Genomic DNA, 17,482 nt, shown 5'->3' with positions numbered 1-17,482 from the left:
CAGGCACTACAACTCTTTAGCCCTTGGCCCCCGGCGCCAGCATGTTTTCCGGCCGCACCCACTCATCGAACTGCTCGTTACTCAAGTACTTCAACTCCAAGGCCGCCTCACGCAAGGTCGTGCCCTCGCTATAAGCCTTCTTGGCAATCTCTGCCGCCCTGTCATAGCCAATATGCGGATTGAGCGCTGTCACCAGCATCAAGCCGCGCTCCAGATGCGCCGCCATCTGCTCGGCATCCGGCTCGATCCCGGCCACGCAGTGCTGCTGGAAGTTGCGACAGCCATCGGCCAGCAACTCGATCGATTGCAGCAGGTTATGAATGATCACCGGCTTGAACACGTTCAACTGCAGATGCCCTTGGCTGGCGGCAAAGCCGATCGCCGCGTCGTTGCCCAGCACCTGGCAGGCGAGCATCGACAGCGCCTCGCACTGGGTCGGGTTGACCTTGCCGGGCATGATCGAGCTGCCCGGCTCATTGGCCGGCAAGCGCACTTCGGCAAGCCCGGCACGTGGGCCAGAGCCGAGCAGGCGCAGGTCGTTGGCGATCTTCATCAAGGCCACCGCCAAGGTCTTCAGCGCGCCAGCCAGGCTGGTCAGCGGCTCGTGGCCGGCAAGGGCGGCAAACTTGTTCGGCGCCGTGACAAACGGCAGGCCGGACAGCGCCGCCAGTTCAGCTGCCACCGCCTCGGCAAACCCGTGCGGGGCGTTCAGCCCGGTGCCCACCGCCGTGCCACCCTGGGCCAGCTCGCACACCGCCGGCAAGGTGGCGCGGATGGCGCGCTGGGCGTAGTCGAGCTGGGCAACGAAAGCCGATACCTCCTGGCCAAAGGTGATCGGCGTGGCGTCCATCATGTGCGTGCGGCCGGTCTTGACCAGATTGATGTGGCGCGCCGACAGCTCGGCCAGCCCTGCGGACAATTCGGCAATGGCCGGCAGCAGTTTGTCGTGTACAGCCTGCGCTGCAGCGATGTTCATCGCGGTGGGGAAGCAGTCGTTGGAACTCTGCGAGCGGTTGACGTGATCATTCGGGTGCACCGGCACTTTGCCGCCGCGACCCTTGCCGGCCAGTTCGTTGCCGCGCCCAGCGATCACTTCGTTGACGTTCATGTTGCTCTGGGTACCGCTGCCGGTCTGCCAGACGACCAGCGGAAACTGCTCGTCATGCTCGCCAGCGAGCACTTCGTCGGCAGCTTGCTCGATCAGCCGGGCGATGTCGGCCGGCAGGTCGCCATTGCGGTCGTTGACCCGCGCCGCGGCTTTCTTGATCAGCGCCAGGGCGTGCAACACGGCAAGCGGCATGCGCTCTTTACCGATGGCGAAGTTGATCAGCGAACGCTGGGTCTGTGCGCCCCAGTAAGCGTCCTCAGGAACTTCGACCTGACCCAGGCTGTCTGTCTCGATACGGCTCATGCTGCGTTCACTCCTTTGTCGTCTGAATCCGCAGTTTAGGCCCTGATTCGAAAGAGCGGTTCAATCGCTCGTCGTGCCACTTGAGTACAGCGCCCAGCGCGGCGCAGAATGCTCTACTCTGAGGTATCCGCCTCCCTCTCTTGAAGGATTTGCAATGACCCGTCTTCGTGTCCTCTGTGCCGCCGTCGCGCTGGCCTGTGCCAGCGGCCAGGTACTCGCCGCCACCCCTGCTCACAACCAAGCCGCCGAGAAATTCCTGACCCTGGCCAACGCTGACAAGCTGGGCACTCCGGTGTACATGCAGGTCCAGCAGATGTTTGCCCAGCGCTTCGAGCAGACCAAGGCGCCGGCGTCCAAGAAGTCCGTGCTCGACAGCTACCAGGCCAAGGCCAACGCCGCCCTGGACAACGCCATCGGTTGGAAAAAGCTGCAGCCGAAGATGGTCAGCCTGTACACCGCGACCTTCACCGAAAGCGAGCTCAAGGACCTGGTCAAGTTCTACGAGTCGCCGCTGGGCAAGAAAGTCCTGCGCGAAATGCCGAAGGTCACCCAGCAGTCGGCCCAGCTGACCCAGCAGAGCCTCGAGCCTGCGGTGCCTGTGGTCAACAAGCTGCTCGAAGACATGACCAAGGAGCTCGACCCCAACGCTGGCAAAGCGGCTCCCGCGAAAAAGTGAGTAACACCCGATGAGCATGCAGCAACGCATCGAGCAGCAACTGGCGCCGTTGGGCACCCAGCACCTTGAGGTGTTCAACGAGAGCCACATGCACAGCCGTGGCCAGGAAAGCCACTACAAGGCGGTGCTGGTCAGCGAGCAGTTCGCCGGCCTCAACAGCGTCAAGCGCCACCAGAAGGTCTACGCGACCATGGGCGACTTGATGGGCCAGATTCATGCCCTGGCGATTCATACCTATACCCCTGAAGAGTGGGCCCAGGTTGGCGCTGCGCCAGCCTCGCCGGTCTGCGCTGGCGGCGGTCACTGAATCCTTCAGGCCATTCTGGTAAACTTCGCATCACCCGTGGGAGCGGGCTTGCCCGGCAATAGCGCCAATCGACGCTATCGCCGGGCAAGCCCGCTCCCACGTGCATTTATGATTCATCGTCAAATTGTCATGCCGGTCCGCCCCTTACGAGGGTGACCACCTGGAGAAAAGTGTTCATGTCCCAAGCTATCGTCGTGGCGGCGCTGTACAAGTTCGTCACCCTGGAAGACTACGTCGAGCTGCGCGAGCCGCTGCTCAAGGCCATGCTGGACAACGGCGTCAAAGGCACCTTGCTGCTGGCCCTAGAAGGCATCAACGGCACCGTGTCGAGCACCCGCGAAGGCATCGACGGCCTGCTCGCCTGGCTGCGCAATGATCCGCGCCTGATCGACGTTGACCACAAAGAATCCTACTGCGACGAGCAGCCGTTCTACCGCACCAAGGTCAAGCTGAAAAAAGAGATCGTCACCCTCGGCGTGCCGGGCGTGGACCCCAACCACAAGGTTGGCACCTACGTCGAGCCCAAAGACTGGAACGCGCTGATCAGCGACCCCGAAGTGCTGCTGATCGACACCCGCAACGACTACGAAGTGGCCATCGGCACCTTCAAGGGCGCGATCGACCCGAAGACCGAGACCTTCCGCGAGTTCCCCGACTACATCAAGGCCAACTTCGACCCCAGCAAGCACAAGAAGGTGGCGATGTTCTGCACCGGTGGCATCCGCTGCGAAAAAGCCTCCAGCTATATGCTCGGTGAAGGCTTCGAGGAGGTCTATCATCTTAAAGGTGGCGTGCTGAAGTACTTCGAGGAAGTGCCTCAGGAACAAAGCCTGTGGGACGGCGACTGCTTCGTCTTCGACAACCGGGTCACGGTGCGTCATGACCTGACCGAGGGCGAGTACGACCAGTGCCACGCTTGCCGTCATCCGATCAACGTGGAAGACCGTGCGTCCGAACACTACTCGCCGGGTGTCAGTTGCCCGCATTGCTGGGACAGCCTCAGCGAGAAGACCCGACGCAGCGCCATCGACCGGCAGAAGCAGATCGAACTGGCCAAGGCGCGCAATCTGCCCCACCCGATCGGCTACAACTACAAAGCCGAGGCTTGATGCATGTCTGCACGCCTGCTTTATGTGATGGACCCGATGTGCTCCTGGTGCTGGGGCTTTGCGCCAGTGGCGCAGGCCCTGATCGCCCAGGCGCAAGACGCCGGCGTGCCGACCCGCCTGGTAGCCGGCGGTTTGCGCACCGGCAGCAGCGCGCTGGATGCCTCGACCCGTCGCTATATCCTTGAGCACTGGCAGGCCGTGGCTGAAGCGACGGGCCAGGTGTTTCGCTTCGACGGGGCGATGCCTGATGGTTTTGTCTACGACACCGAGCCTGCCTGCCGTGCCCTGGTCGCTGCGCGCGAGCTGGATGCCGAGCGGGCCTGGGGCCTGCTGGCACTGATTCAGCGCGGTTTCTACGAGCACGGCCTGGACGTCACCCGTGCGCCGCAGTTGCTCGAGCTGGCCGAACAGGCCGGCTTTGACCGCGAACAGTTCTCTGCCAGCCTGATCAGCAGCGAAACCCGCGCCGCGACCGCTGCCGATTTTAGTTGGGTGCAGGACCTGGGCATTGCCGGCTTCCCGACGCTGCTGGCCGAGCGCAATGGCCAGCTGGCACTGCTGACCAACGGCTATCAGCCGCTGGAGCGCTTGCAACCCTTGCTCGGCCGCTGGCTGCAGCAGGCCGCTTGTGCTTGATCTGCCAGGGTCGCCCGACCCTGTGCCGGGGAAGCCTCAAACTGTGGCCGATCGACTGAGCTGGGCGGAAATCCGCCGCCTGGCCCTGCATCACCGCAAATCCTTGTGGAGCGCCAACCTGGTGGCGGTGCTCGCAGCCCTGTGCAGCGTGCCGATCCCTTTGCTGCTGCCGCTGTTGGTCGACGAGGTGCTGCTGGGTAACGGTGACGCCGCGCTCAAGTGGATGAACAACCTGTTGCCGACCAACTGGCAGGTAGCGGCTGGTTACATCGGCCTGATGCTGGTGGCTACGTTGTGCCTGCGCCTGGCGGCGCTGGCGTTCAACGTGGTGCAGGCCAAGCTGTTTGCCGGCTTGGCCAAGGACATCGTCTACCGCCTGCGCATTCGCCTGATCGAGCGGCTCAAACGGATCTCGCTCAAGGAATACGAAAGCCTGGGTAGCGGCACTGTGACCACCCATCTGGTCACCGACCTGGATACCCTGGACAAATTCGTCGGCGAGACCCTCAGTCGCTTCCTGGTGGCGGTGCTGACCTTGACCGGTACAGCGGCGATCCTGATCTGGATGCACTGGCAGCTGGCCTTGCTGATTCTGCTGTTCAACCCGCTGGTGATCTACTTCACTGTGCAGCTGGGCAAGCGGGTCAAGCACCTGAAGAAGCTGGAAAACGACAGCACCGCACGCTTTACCCAGGCACTGACCGAAACCCTCGACGCCATCCAGGAAATCCGCGCTGGCAACCGCCAGGGCTATTTCCTCGGGCGCCTTGGCCTGCGCGCCCGGGAAGTGCGCGACTACGCCGTGGCCTCGCAATGGAAAAGCGACGCCAGCGGGCGGGCCAGCGGCCTGTTGTTCCAGTTCGGTATCGACATCTTCCGCGCCGCGGCGATGCTCACGGTGCTGTTCTCGGACCTGTCGATCGGCCAGATGCTGGCCGTGTTCAGCTACCTGTGGTTCATGATCGGCCCGGTCGAGCAGTTGCTCAACCTGCAGTACGCCTACTATGCCGCAGGCGGCGCGCTGAGCCGGCTCAACGAACTGCTGGCGCGTGATGACGAGCCGCAGTACCCGGCTGCCACTGACCCGTTCAGCGGCCGCGAAACCGTGGCAATCGAGGTGCGCGACCTGCGCTTTGCCTATGCCGACGAGCCGGTGCTGGAGCATCTGGACTTATCCATTGCCCCTGGCGAGAAGGTCGCCATCGTCGGTGCCAGCGGCGGCGGCAAGAGCACCCTGGTGCAGTTGCTGCTGGGCCTGTATACCGCGCAAGCCGGCACCATCCGCTTTGGCGGCGCGAGCTTGCAGGAGATCGGCCTGGAGACCCTGCGTGAGAACGTCGCAGTCGTGCTGCAGCATCCTTCGCTGTTCAACGACACGGTGCGCGCCAACCTGACCATGGGCCGCGAGTGCAGTGATGATGCCTGCTGGCAGGCGCTGCGCATTGCCCAGCTCGACGCCACCATCGCCGCCTTGCCGCAAGGGCTGGACAGCGTGGTAGGGCGTTCGGGTGTGCGCTTGTCGGGTGGTCAGCGCCAGCGTCTGGCGATTGCCCGGATGGTCTTGGCCGAACCTAAGGTGGTGATCCTCGACGAAGCGACCTCGGCGCTGGATGCCGCAACCGAGTACAACCTGCACCAGGCGTTGGCCCGGTTCCTCAGTGGCCGCACCACGCTGATCATCGCTCACCGCCTCTCTGCGGTGAAACAAGCCGATCGGGTATTGGTATTCGATGGCGGGCATGTGGCCGAGGATGGCGATCATCAGCAACTGATTGCTGAGGGTGGGCTGTATGCCAAGTTGTACGGGCATTTGCAGCAGACCTGAGTTTTTCTGTAGTTAGTTTGGCCTCATCGCACCGCTGCGACTTGTCGCGCGATGAGGCCCGACTAGACGCTACAAATCTCTTTTATGGCGTTATTAAAATCCCTCCACGCAGATGGCAAATGGCCTACGCTAGTGCTTGTCTGGGTTGATTCGTGCCTTATCTGCCGCAGTGACAGGGAATCCATGAAGGGAATTCGTACTCTAGAAGCGCCAAAGCTATTGGGCATCATCTGGCCCTTTGTCGCGGTTGTCATTTTCCAGGTCTTGCTGGGCAGCCTCAGCCTCTACACGCTTTCGGCGGTACGCGCCTATGTGGCAGGGGAGAGCCTCTGGTCCAAGGCGCAGAAAGACGCCATCTATTACCTCAACCTGTACGCCGAAAGCCCAAGCGAACGGATTTTCCAGCGCTATCGCCAGGCCATTGCCGTGCCGCAGGGCGACCACGAGCTACGCCTGGCGCTCGACCAGCTTAACCCTGACCTCGATGCTGCGCGGGCGGGCATCCTGCAGGGCGGCAATCACCCTGATGATGTCACCCGGATCATCTGGTTCTATCGCAACTTTCGTCATATCAGCTACATGGAAACGGCCATTTCCTATTGGGATATCGGCGATGACTATTTACGTCAGCTGGATATTCTCGCCAACGAGATGCGCACAGGGTTCGCCAGTGGGCAGCCAGACCCCGAGCAGATAAGTGCCTGGAAGGCGCGCATCGTCAATATCAACGAGGGCGTGACGCCTGCGGCCAAGGCCTTCAGCGATGCCTTGGGTGAAGGCTCGCGGGTGCTGCTCAAGGTGTTGCTGATCACCAACCTGCTCACCGCGTTGTTTCTCATCACCATGGCTTGGCGCCGCTCAAGCAAACTGTTGGCCCAGCGCCAGGCGTTTGCCAGTGCCTTGCAGGCCGAGCGCGAACGGGCGCAGATCACCTTGGAGTCGATTGGTGATGCGGTGATCACGGCCGATGTCGAGGGCAATATCGTCTTCATGAACCCGGCCGCCGAGCAGTTGACCCACTGGCAGGCCGGGCCGGCCCATGGCCTGCCGTTGACGGCCTTGTTCAGCCTGGTCGATGAACACAGTGATGAGGATGCCCGCAGTCTGGTCGAGCAAGTGCTCAGCGGCAGCCTCAAGGGCGGTGCCGAACATGCTCGTTTGATCCAGCGTCTGGACGGCAGCACCGTGTCGATCAATCTGGTCGGCTCGCCGATCATCAGTGCCGGCAAGGTCAGCGGCATCGTGCTGGTGCTGCACGACATGACCCAGGAGCGCCAATACATCGCCAACCTGTCCTGGCAGGCAACCCACGACGCCCTGACCGGTCTGGCCAACCGCCGCGAATTCGAATACCGCCTGGAACAAGCGCTCAATAGCCTGGCGCGCCAGGCTGGGCGGCATTCGCTGATGTTCCTCGATCTGGATCAGTTCAAGCTGGTCAACGACACCTGCGGCCATGCTGCCGGCGATGAGCTGCTGCGGCACATCTGCGCCGTGTTGCAGTCGGGTTTGCGCGAGGGCGATACCCTGGCGCGCCTGGGTGGCGACGAGTTTGGCGTGTTGCTGGAAAACTGCCCGGCGGAGCAGGCCGAGCGCATCGCCGAGCATCTGCGCCAGCTGGTCCAGAGCCTGCATTTTGTCTGGAAAGGCCGCCCGTTCATCACCACCGTGAGTATTGGCCTGGTGCACATGGCCCAGGCGCCGAGCACCCTGGAAGCTTCGCTACGGGCCGCCGACATGGCTTGCTACATGGCCAAGGAGAAGGGGCGTAACCGGGTGCAGGTCTATCACGCCGATGACAGCGAGTTGTCCATGCGCTTTGGCGAAATGGCCTGGATCCAGCGCCTGCACGTTGCCTTGGAAGAAAACCGCTTCTGCCTGTATGCCCAGGAAATCGCGCCTTTGAGCTACCAGGAAGGGCCGGGGCATATTGAAATTCTGCTCAGGTTGCACGACGAGAGCGGACGCACGGTGATGCCGGACAGCTTCATTCCGGCGGCCGAGCGTTATGGCCTGATGACCGCGCTGGATCGCTGGGTGGTGCGCAATGTGTTCCAGATCATTCGCCAGTGCTTGGACGAGGACCGCGGCGGGCCGCTGGCGATGTGCGCGATCAACCTGTCCGGTTCGAGCATTGGCGATGACAAATTCCTTGAATATTTGCAGCGGCTGTTCGGCGAGTTCGACATCCCGCCGCGGCTGATTTGCTTCGAAATTACCGAAACCAGCGCCATCGCCAACCTGGGCAGTGCGATTCGCTTCATCAACGAATTGAAGGGATTGGGCTGCCGGTTCTCCCTGGATGATTTCTGCGCCGGAATGTCGTCATTCGCTTATTTGAAGCATTTACCCGTCGACTTCCTGAAGATCGACGGAAGTTTCGTAAAAGATATGCTGGACGATCCGATCAATCGCGCTATGGTGGAGGTGATCAACCACATCGGCCACGTCATGGGTAAACGGACGATTGCCGAGTTTGTCGAGACTCCATTGATCGAGCAGGCCCTGCAGGAAATCGGCGTGGACTACGCACAGGGCTACTTGATCGAGCGGCCGCAGGTATTCACCTGCGACAGCCTGCAACGCCAGCGGATTGCTGCAAGGCCACTGCTGCAAAGGGCACCAGGGACGTTTCGCTGAAGGTCGTTCGAAAAATCACAAGGAATCAAGGAGCTGACAGTGATTGATGCATTCGTTCGGATCGGGCCATTGATGGATCCCGCCAGTTATCCGCAGTGGGCGCAACAAATGATCGAGGACTGCCGTGAAAGCAAGCGGCGGGTGGTCGAGCACGAATTCTATCAGCGCCTGCGCGATGGCCAACTGAGGCCGGCGACCATTCGCCAGTACCTGATTGGCGGCTGGCCGGTGGTCGAGCAATTCTCCTTGTACATGGCGCACAACCTGACCAAGACCCGCTTCGCCCGCCATCCCGGCGAAGACATGGCGCGGCGTTGGTTGATGCGCAATATCCGCGTCGAGCTCAACCATGCTGATTACTGGGTGCACTGGTGCCACGCCCATGGCGTCACCCTGGGGGATCTGCAGGCGCAGGACGTGCCGCCTGAGCTCAATGGCCTGAACGATTGGTGCTGGCGGGTGTGCGCCACCGAGTCGCTGGCCATTGCCATGGCGGCGACCAACTATGCCATCGAGGGTGCGACCGGGGAGTGGTCGGCGGTGGTGTGTGCGGATGATACCTATGCCCAGGGCTTCCCTGAAGAGACCCGCAAGCGCGCCATGAAGTGGCTGAAGATGCATGCCCAGTATGACGATGCGCATCCGTGGGAGGCGCTGGAGATCATTTGCACGCTGGTCGGGGAGAATCCGACCCCGCTGTTGCGCGCTGAGCTACGTCGGGCGGTGTGCAAGAGCTATGACTGCATGTACCTGTTCCTGGAGCGCTGCATGCAGCTGGAGCAGCGTCAGGCAGGGCGGACTTGGTTGGGCTTGGCGGCGGGCTGAGTCGCTGCCATCGCCATCGCGGGGCAAGCCCGCTCCCACGCAAGGAGAGGTAGTTTGCGTGGGAGCGTGCTTGCTTGCTCCCACGCCAAGCTAGGTAGGCCGCGTGGGAGCGGGCTTGCCCCGCGATAGCGTCGCTACAGGCGCAGGCCAGCTTACTGGGCGTTCAGCGCCTGCCCATTCACATCCTTGCTATCCGGCCCCATCAGGTACAGATACACCGGCATGATCTCTTCAGGCAGCGGATTATCCTGCGGATTCTCGCTCGGATAGGCCAGCGCGCGCATGGCGGTGCGGGTTGCCCCTGGGTTGATGCTGTTGGAGCGTACCGGCGCCACGTTTTCCAGCTCGTCGGCCAGGGTCTGCATCAGCCCTTCGGTAGCGAACTTCGACACCCCGTACGCCCCCCAGTAAGCCCGGCCCTTACGGCCAACGCTGCTGGAGGTGAACACCACCGAAGCATCCTCGGACAGCTTGAGCAGCGGCAGCAGGGTGCTGGTGAGCATGAACGTGGCATTGACGTTGATGTGCATCACGCGCATGAAGTTGTCACCCGACAGCTGCTCCAGCGGGGTGCGTGGGCCGATGATCGAGGCATTGTTGAGCAGGCCGTCGAGGCGACCAAACTCTTTCTCGATCATCACCGCCAGCTCGTCGTACTGGTGGGGCAGGGCAGTTTCCAGGTTGAACGGGACCGCTACGGGCTCAGGGTGGCCGGCGGCCACAATTTCATCATAGACCTGATTGAGGTTGGCTTCGGTCTTGCCCAGCAGCAGGACGGTGGCGCCAAGGGCGGCGTAGGCCTTGGCGGCAGCGGCGCCGATGCCACGGCCAGCGCCGGTGACCAGGATGACCCGGCCTTTGAGCAGGTCGGGGCGGGCGGTGTAGTCGAACATGAGCTCTGTCCTTTGAATTCAGTAGGGCCGCACATCTGCGTGGGAGCGGGCTTGCCCCGCGATAGCATCCTGGCGGACAAGCCCGCTCCCATCCAGCTCGCGAATCCCTTTAAGAGTAATCAGCAGCCGCAAAGCGCGCTGTCGAGCACCTTGCGCAGCTCCAGCGGGTGGTCCACCACCACGTCTGCACCCCAATTGTTGGGGTTGTCCTGAGGATGAATATAGCCATAGCGCACTGCCGCCGTACGGGTGCCGGCGTCGCGGCCAGACTCGATGTCGCGCAGGTCATCGCCGACGAACAAGACGCTGGCCGGGTCCAGGTCCAGGGTCTTGCAGGCCAAGATCAGCGGCTCAGGGTCAGGCTTGCTGTTCTTCACATGGTCCGGGCAGATCAGCAACGCCGAACGCTCGGCCAGGCCCAGGCGCTGCATGATCGGCTCAGCGAAGCGCACCGGCTTGTTGGTCACCACGCCCCAGATCAGGCCGCCTTTTTCGATGTCGGCCAACAGCTCGCCCATGCCATCGAACAGCTTGCTGTGCACGGCACAATCTCGCTGATAGCGCTCGAGGAACTCCAGGCGCAGGGCCTCGAAGCCTTCGGCTTGCGGGTCCATGGCAAAGGTCGCAGCGACCATCGCCCGGGCGCCGCCGGAGATCACGTCGCGGATCAGTTTGTCGTCAATGGCAGGCAGGCCGCGCTCGGCGAGCATGGCCTGGCAGATGGCGATGAAGTCCGGCGCGGTGTCTAGCAGCGTGCCGTCCATGTCGAAGAGTACTGCTCGCAAACGCATGCTCATTCCTCGCGCAGGGTCTGGATCATGTAGTTGACGTCAACGTCGCTGCACAGCTTGTAGTGCTTGGTCAGCGGGTTGTAGGTCAGGCCGATGATGTCTTTGACTTCCAGGCCGGCCACGCGGCTCCAGGCGCCGAGCTCCGACGGGCGGATGAATTTCTTGAAGTCGTGGGTGCCGCGCGGGAGCATCTTGAGGATGTACTCGGCGCCGATGATCGCCAGCAGGTAGGCCTTGGGGTTGCGGTTGATGGTGGAGAAGAACACCTGGCCGCCCGGCTTGACCATGCGGTAGCAGGCGCGGATTACCGACGATGGGTCGGGCACGTGCTCGAGCATCTCAAGGCAGGTGACCACGTCGAACTGCTCGGGCATTTCTTCTGCCAGGGCCTCGGCGGTGATCTGCCGGTATTCGACTTCGACGCCCGATTCCAGCTGGTGCAACTGGGCCACCGCCAGCGGCGCTTCGCCCATGTCGATGCCGGTGACGGTGGCGCCGCGCTGGGCCATGGCTTCGCTGAGGATACCGCCGCCGCAGCCGACGTCGAGTACCTTTTTGCCGGCCAGGCTGACGCGTTCATCGATCCAGTTCACGCGCAGCGGGTTGATGTCGTGCAGCGGCTTGAACTCGCTCTCGCGGTCCCACCAGCGGTGAGCCAGGGCCTCGAATTTGGCGATTTCGGCGTGGTCGACGTTGCTCATTGAACAAATCCTCTGAATCTTCGATGAAAGGTGTCACAGGGCGGCAGCCGCAGCTGCCGGCCAGTCATTCTTTGCCTGCGATGCGCGCGCCCCAGGTGCGGGCCATGGCGGTCAGAGCCGTTTCGTCCATGCGCGTCAGGCGGCGCTCGTCGAGCAGTTGCTCGCCGGCCACCCAAACGTGCCGCGCGCAGTCGCGGCTGGTGGCGTAGATCAATTGTGATACCGGGTCGTGGACCGGCTGCTGGGCCAGGCCCGACAGGTCGAAGGCCACCAGGTCTGCAGCCTTGCCCACCTCCAGTGAACCGATGCGCGCTTCCAACCCCAGGGCGCGGGCGCCGTTGAGGGTAGCCATGCGCAGCGCGCGGTGAGCATCCAGCGCCGCCGCAGAGCCAGCGACCGCCTTGGCCAGCAGGGCGGCGGTGCGAGTCTCGCCAAGCAGGTCCAGGTCGTTGTTGCTGGCTGCACCATCGGTGCCTACCGCGACATTGACCCCAGCCTGCCACAGGCGCTCGACCGGGCAGAAGCCGCTGGCCAGCTTGAGGTTGGACTCCGGGCAGTGGATCACGCTGGTGTTGCTTTCTACCAGTAGCGCCAGATCGTCGTCGCTGATCTGGGTCATGTGCACCGCTTGCAGGTTGGGGCCCAGCAGGCCCAGCCGAGCCAGCCGGGCCAACGGCCGCTCGCCATGCTCGGCCACGGCCTGCTCGACCTCGCTGGCGGTTTCGTGGATATGCATGTGCAGCGGGGCATCCAGCTGGTCGGCAATCACCCGGATCTTCTCCAGGTTCTGGTCATTGACCGTATACGGCGCGTGCGGGCCGAGGGCGATGGTGATGCGCGGGTGATGGCGCAGATCGCCGAACAGCTCGATGGCCAGGTGCAGGCCTTCGTCTGGCGTGCGTGCGCCAGGGATCGGGAAGTCCAGCAACGGCACCGCCACCTGGGCGCGGATGCCGCTACGGTGGACCCGGTCGCAGGCCTCGCGGGGGTAGAAATACATGTCGGCGAAGCAGGTGATGCCGCCTTTGAGCTGCTCGGCGATGGCCAGGTCAGTGCCATCACGGACGAACCCCTCATCGACCCAACGCCCCTCGGCTGGCCAGATGTGCTCGTGCAGCCAGGTCATCAAGGGCAAGTCGTCAGCCAGACCGCGGAACAACGTCATGGCGGCGTGGCCATGGGCGTTGACCAGGCCAGGGCAGAGCAGGCAATCGGGCAGCTCGCGCACCTCGTTGGCGGCCGGTGCGCGCTCGCGCGGGCCGATCCAGGTGATCAGGCCGTCGCGCAGGCCCAGGGCATGGCCTTCCAGTACTACCCCGGCCGGTTCCACAGGTACCAGCCAAGCCGGCACCAGCAGCAGGTCTAGGGGAGTGGAGGGCGTGGGCATGCGTGGGCTACCTGCAACGTTTGGGCGGAACGCGCAGTATACCCGAGCGCCCGCGGCTGAGGCTCGCTATAATCGCCGCCTTTTGATCACCGAACGACGGGGAGAGGCGATGCGCGAGCGACTTTTGGCGGCGGAGAAGGTGACCGGCATCCAGTGGCGTGACGGCACCCTGCATCTGCTCGACCAGCGCCTGTTGCCGTCGCAAGAGCACTGGCTGGCTTGCACCGATGTAGCCGACGTGGTCAAGGCGATCCAGGGCATGGCGGTGCGTGGCGCGCCAGCGATTGGCATCAGCGCCGCCTACGGCCTGGTGCTGGCCCTGCGCGATCGGCTGGCCGAGGATGACGACTGGGAAATGGCCCTGGAGGAGGATTTTCTCGCCCTGGCCGAGTCGCGCCCGACCGCCGCCAACCTGTTCTGGTCGCTCAATCGCATGCGTGATCGCCTGCAGCGCCTGCGCCCGGATGAAGACGTGCTGGCGGTAATGGAAGCTGAAGCCGTGGCGATCCATGAGAGCGACCGTGAAGCCAACCTGACCATGGCTCAGTACGGCATCGAGCAGATCCGTCGCCATCAGGGCAATGAGCAGACCCTGCTCACCCACGGCAATGCCGGGGCCTTGGCCAGCGGCGGCTTTGGCACGGCGCTGGGGGTGATTCGCGCAGCCTTCCTCGAAGGGATGGTCGAGCGCGTGTATGTCGGCGAAACCCGCCCTTGGTTGCAGGGTTCGCGCCTGACTACCTGGGAGCTGGCCCACGAAGGCATCCCGGCGACGCTCTGCGCGGATTCGGCAATGGCCCACCTGATGAAGGTCAAGGGCATCACCTGGGTGGTGGTCGGCGCCGACTGCATCGCTGCCAATGGCGATGTGGCCAGCAAGATCGGCACTTACCAGATGGCGGTGGCGGCAATGCACCACGGCGTGCGCTTCATGGTCGTGGCACCGAGCACCAGCATCGACCTGAACCTGGCGACGGGGGATGACATTCCGCTGGAAGAGCGCGATGCCGACGAGTTGCTGGATGTCGCGGCCAGCCGCTTTGCCGCGGAGGTGGAGGTGTTCAATCCGGTGTTCGACGTGACCCCGGCGGACCTGGTCGATGTGATCGTGACCGAAAAAGGCATCGTCGAGCGGCCAGACACCGCCAAGCTTGCCCAATTGATGTGCCGCAAGCGTCTGCACTGAAACCGGTCTGGAGCGGGGCGTGGGAGCGGGCTTGCCCCGCGATGGGAGTGGCTGCGGGCCTGCAGATTTCACGAATTAGCGACAACCTGCCATATCTCCCATCGGCACCGCCTTTGTGATACCATCCGGCAGTTTCCAAGGCCGCCCATTGAGGTGGTCTTCATTGCGCAGATCCAAGGCACAACCTATTGATTTGTCGTAAGTCGTCGCACCACTGTGCGCTGCGGCGACGAGCTTCGTTCGTCCTTGATGGACTTGGACGAGGTTTCACCAGAAAAAGGAATCAGGCTTCTCATGGGCGAACTGGCCAAAGAAATCCTCCCGGTCAATATCGAAGACGAACTGAGACAGTCTTACCTCGACTACGCGATGAGCGTGATTGTCGGGCGTGCACTGCCCGATGCGCGTGACGGCTTGAAACCCGTGCATCGCCGCGTTCTCTATGCGATGAGCGAGCTGGGCAACGACTGGAACAAACCGTACAAGAAGTCCGCCCGTGTGGTCGGTGACGTCATCGGTAAGTACCACCCGCACGGCGACACTGCGGTCTACGACACCATCGTGCGTATGGCCCAGCCGTTCTCGCTGCGCTACCTGCTGGTCGACGGTCAGGGCAACTTCGGTTCGGTCGACGGCGATAACGCCGCGGCCATGCGATACACCGAAGTGCGCATGACCAAGCTGGCTCACGAGCTGCTGGCCGACCTGCATAAAGAAACGGTCGACTGGGTGCCCAACTATGACGGCACCGAGCAGATCCCGGCGGTCATGCCAACGCGGATTCCCAACCTGCTGGTCAACGGTTCCAGCGGTATCGCCGTGGGCATGGCGACCAACATCCCGCCGCACAACCTCGGCGAGGTCATCGACGGCTGCCTGGCGCTGATCGACAACTCGGAAATCACCATCGATGAGCTGATGCAGTTCATCCCTGGCCCTGACTTCCCAACGGCCGGCCTGATCAATGGCCGCTCCGGCATCATCGAGGCCTATCGCACCGGCCGTGGCCGCATCTATATGCGCGCCCGCTCCGAGATCGAAGACATCGACAAGGTCGGTGGTCGCCAGCAGATCGTCATCACCGAGCTGCCGTACCAGCTGAACAAGGCCCGTCTGATCGAGAAGATCGCCGAGCTGGTCAAAGAGAAGAAGCTCGAAGGCATCACCGAGCTGCGCGATGAGTCCGACAAGGACGGCATGCGCATCGTCATCGAGCTGCGTCGCGGCGAAGTGCCGGAGGTGATCCTCAACAACCTCTATGCCCAGACCCAGCTGCAAAGCGTATTCGGCATCAACATCGTCGCCCTGATCGACGGTCGTCCGCGCCTGCTCAACCTCAAGGACCTGCTCGAAGCGTTTGTCCGTCACCGCCGTGAAGTGGTGACCCGTCGTACCGTATTCGAGCTGCGCAAGGCCCGTGAACGTGGCCATATCCTTGAAGGCCAGGCGGTTGCGCTGTCCAACATCGACCCGGTCATCGCCCTGATCAAGGCCTCGCCGACCCCGTCCGAAGCCAAGGAAGCCCTGGTGACCACGCCTTGGGAGTCCAGCGCTGTGCAGGTCATGGTCGAGCGTGCCGGTGCCGATGCCTGCCGTCCGGAAGACCTCGATCCGCAATACGGCATGCGCGACGGCAAGTACTTCCTGTCGCCGGAACAGGCCCAGGCCATTCTTGACCTGCGCCTGCACCGCCTGACCGGTCTTGAGCACGAGAAGCTGCTGGCCGAGTACCAAGAGATTCTCGACCAGATCGGCGAGCTGATCCGCATCCTTAGCAGCGCCGAGCGCCTGATGGAAGTGATCCGCGAAGAGCTCGAAGCGATCCGCGCCGAATACGGCGATGTGCGCCGCACCGAAATCCTCGATGCCCGTCACGACCTCAGCTACGGCGACATGATCCCGGAAGAAGAGCGCGTGGTGACCATCTCCCACGGTGGTTATGCCAAGACCCAGCCGTTGTCCGCCTACCAGGCCCAGCGCCGTGGCGGTAAAGGCAAGTCGGCTACCGGCGTCAAGGACGAGGACTACATCGAGCACCTGCTGGTCGCCAACAGCCACGCCACCCTGTTGCTGTTCTCCAGCAAGGGCAAGGTGTACTGGCTCAAGACCTACGACATTCCCGAAGCGTCCCGCGCTGCCCGGGGGCGTCCGCTGGTCAACCTGCTGCCGCTGGAGGAGGGTGAAGGTATCACCGCCATGCTGCAGATCGACCTCGAAGCCCTGCAGCAGAGCGCTGGCGTCGATGAAGACATCGACGATGCCGACGACACCGTGCTCGAAGGCGAGGTGGTCGAGCCAGAAGAAATCGACGAAGAAGACGGCGACACGCCGGAACTGGTCGCCGAACCGACTGGCGCCTACATCTTCATGGCTACCGCTTCGGGTACCGTCAAGAAGACCCCGCTGGTGCAGTTCGCACGTCCGCGCTCCAATGGCCTGATCGCCCTGAAGCTCAAGGAAGGTGACACCCTGATCGCCGCGGCCATCACCGACGGCGCCAAGGAAGTCATGATGTTCTCCGACGCTGGCAAGGTGATTCGCTTCGCTGAGAGCGTGGTCCGTGAAATGGGCCGTACCGCACGCGGCGTGCGTGGCATGAAGCTGGGCAAAGGCCAGCGGATCATCTCGATGCTGATCCCTGAGTCCGGCGCGCAGATCCTCACCGCCTCCGAGCGTGGCTTCGGCAAGCGCACTCCGCTGTCCAAGTTCCCGCGTCGCGGCCGTGGTGGCCAGGGCGTGATCGCCATGGGTACCAAGGGGCGCAACGGTCTGTTGATCGGGGCGATCCAGGTCCAGGAAGGTGAAGAGATCATGCTGATCTCCGACCAGGGCACGTTGGTGCGTACCCGGGTGGGCGAGGTCTCCAGCCTGGGTCGTAACACCCAGGGTGTGACCTTGATCAAGCTGGCCAGCGACGAGACCCTGGTGGGGCTCGAGCGGATCCAGGAGCCTTCCGAAGACCTCGATGAGCTGATCGAGGGCGAAGAGGGCGTCGAGATCGACGCGGTGGACGCGGCTGATGACGATGCCGGCGCCGCCGAAGAGGCGCCTCAGGAATAACACAGCGCAACAACCCGGCGGGGCGACTATGGTCG

Annotated in this window: 14 protein-coding genes; 9 read left to right on the top strand and 5 right to left on the bottom strand. The window is 63.0% G+C overall.

Going from position 1 to position 17,482, the window contains the following annotated elements; translation table 11 throughout:
* Positions 1-16: 16 nt before the first annotated feature.
* Positions 17-1,411 carry a class II fumarate hydratase gene (locus ACF8K2_RS11180; RefSeq protein WP_392464840.1) on the bottom strand — a complete coding sequence of 465 codons (1,395 nt, stop codon included), beginning with the start codon at positions 1,409-1,411 and terminating at the stop codon, positions 17-19.
* Between the two features lie 154 nt (positions 1,412-1,565).
* Between ACF8K2_RS11180 and ACF8K2_RS11175 the strand changes: the two genes are divergently transcribed.
* The 7 genes from ACF8K2_RS11175 (at position 1,566) to ACF8K2_RS11145 (ending at position 9,429) form a co-directional block, all read left to right on the top strand.
* Complete coding sequence (locus ACF8K2_RS11175; protein ID WP_264235162.1) at positions 1,566-2,087, top strand: DUF2059 domain-containing protein; 522 nt, start codon at positions 1,566-1,568, stop codon at positions 2,085-2,087.
* A 10-nt stretch (positions 2,088-2,097) separates the two neighbouring features.
* Positions 2,098-2,394, top strand: coding sequence for a BolA family transcriptional regulator (locus tag ACF8K2_RS11170; protein WP_186554744.1), 297 nt, complete (start codon positions 2,098-2,100; stop codon positions 2,392-2,394).
* Positions 2,395-2,570: 176 nt separating this feature from the next.
* A complete protein-coding gene (locus ACF8K2_RS11165) occupies positions 2,571-3,503 on the top strand; it encodes a rhodanese-related sulfurtransferase (protein WP_186554745.1) in 933 nt (310 codons plus the stop codon).
* 3 nt (positions 3,504-3,506) lie between these two features.
* Positions 3,507-4,139 (top strand): DsbA family protein, encoded by a 633-nt coding sequence (locus tag ACF8K2_RS11160; RefSeq protein WP_186554746.1) that lies wholly within the window; start codon positions 3,507-3,509, stop codon positions 4,137-4,139.
* On the top strand, positions 4,132-5,964 hold the full coding sequence (locus ACF8K2_RS11155) for an ABC transporter ATP-binding protein (protein ID WP_392464837.1): 1,833 nt from the start codon (positions 4,132-4,134) through the stop codon (positions 5,962-5,964). The genes ACF8K2_RS11160 and ACF8K2_RS11155 overlap by 8 nt, the downstream gene beginning before the upstream one ends.
* 183 nt (positions 5,965-6,147) lie before the next feature.
* A complete protein-coding gene (locus ACF8K2_RS11150) occupies positions 6,148-8,604 on the top strand; it encodes an EAL domain-containing protein (protein WP_186554748.1) in 2,457 nt (818 codons plus the stop codon).
* Between the two features lie 39 nt (positions 8,605-8,643).
* Positions 8,644-9,429 carry a TenA family transcriptional regulator gene (locus tag ACF8K2_RS11145; protein WP_392464835.1) on the top strand — a complete coding sequence of 262 codons (786 nt, stop codon included), beginning with the start codon at positions 8,644-8,646 and terminating at the stop codon, positions 9,427-9,429.
* A 152-nt stretch (positions 9,430-9,581) separates the two neighbouring features.
* Here the strand turns inward: ACF8K2_RS11145 and ACF8K2_RS11140 are convergent, their stop codons facing one another.
* The 4 genes from ACF8K2_RS11140 to ACF8K2_RS11125 form a co-directional block, all read right to left on the bottom strand.
* Positions 9,582-10,322, bottom strand: coding sequence for a YciK family oxidoreductase (locus ACF8K2_RS11140; RefSeq protein WP_186554750.1), 741 nt, complete (start codon positions 10,320-10,322; stop codon positions 9,582-9,584).
* Positions 10,323-10,441: 119 nt separating this feature from the next.
* Positions 10,442-11,113 carry an N-acetylmuramic acid 6-phosphate phosphatase MupP gene (mupP, locus tag ACF8K2_RS11135; protein WP_186554751.1) on the bottom strand — a complete coding sequence of 224 codons (672 nt, stop codon included), beginning with the start codon at positions 11,111-11,113 and terminating at the stop codon, positions 10,442-10,444.
* A gap of 2 nt (positions 11,114-11,115) precedes the next feature.
* Complete coding sequence (gene ubiG, locus ACF8K2_RS11130) at positions 11,116-11,814, bottom strand: bifunctional 2-polyprenyl-6-hydroxyphenol methylase/3-demethylubiquinol 3-O-methyltransferase UbiG (RefSeq protein WP_186554752.1); 699 nt, start codon at positions 11,812-11,814, stop codon at positions 11,116-11,118.
* A 64-nt stretch (positions 11,815-11,878) separates the two neighbouring features.
* A complete protein-coding gene (locus ACF8K2_RS11125; protein ID WP_392464832.1) occupies positions 11,879-13,201 on the bottom strand; it encodes a TRZ/ATZ family hydrolase in 1,323 nt (440 codons plus the stop codon).
* 109 nt (positions 13,202-13,310) lie between these two features.
* Here ACF8K2_RS11125 and mtnA point away from each other — a divergent pair, with 109 nt between their 5' ends.
* Both mtnA and gyrA read left to right on the top strand, forming a co-directional pair.
* Positions 13,311-14,387, top strand: coding sequence for an S-methyl-5-thioribose-1-phosphate isomerase (gene mtnA / locus ACF8K2_RS11120; RefSeq protein WP_392464829.1), 1,077 nt, complete (start codon positions 13,311-13,313; stop codon positions 14,385-14,387).
* 294 nt (positions 14,388-14,681) lie between these two features.
* Positions 14,682-17,447 (top strand): DNA gyrase subunit A, encoded by a 2,766-nt coding sequence (gene gyrA / locus ACF8K2_RS11115; RefSeq protein WP_186554755.1) that lies wholly within the window; start codon positions 14,682-14,684, stop codon positions 17,445-17,447.
* Positions 17,448-17,482 lie beyond the last annotated feature (35 nt).

The sequence above is a fragment of the Pseudomonas sp. xss_2 genome (assembly GCF_043104195.1).
In the GTDB taxonomy this organism is placed as follows: domain Bacteria; phylum Pseudomonadota; class Gammaproteobacteria; order Pseudomonadales; family Pseudomonadaceae; genus Aquipseudomonas; species Aquipseudomonas urmiensis.
Note: the sequence above shows the minus strand (reverse complement) of the source record. Positions and strands in the feature narration are given on the sequence as shown.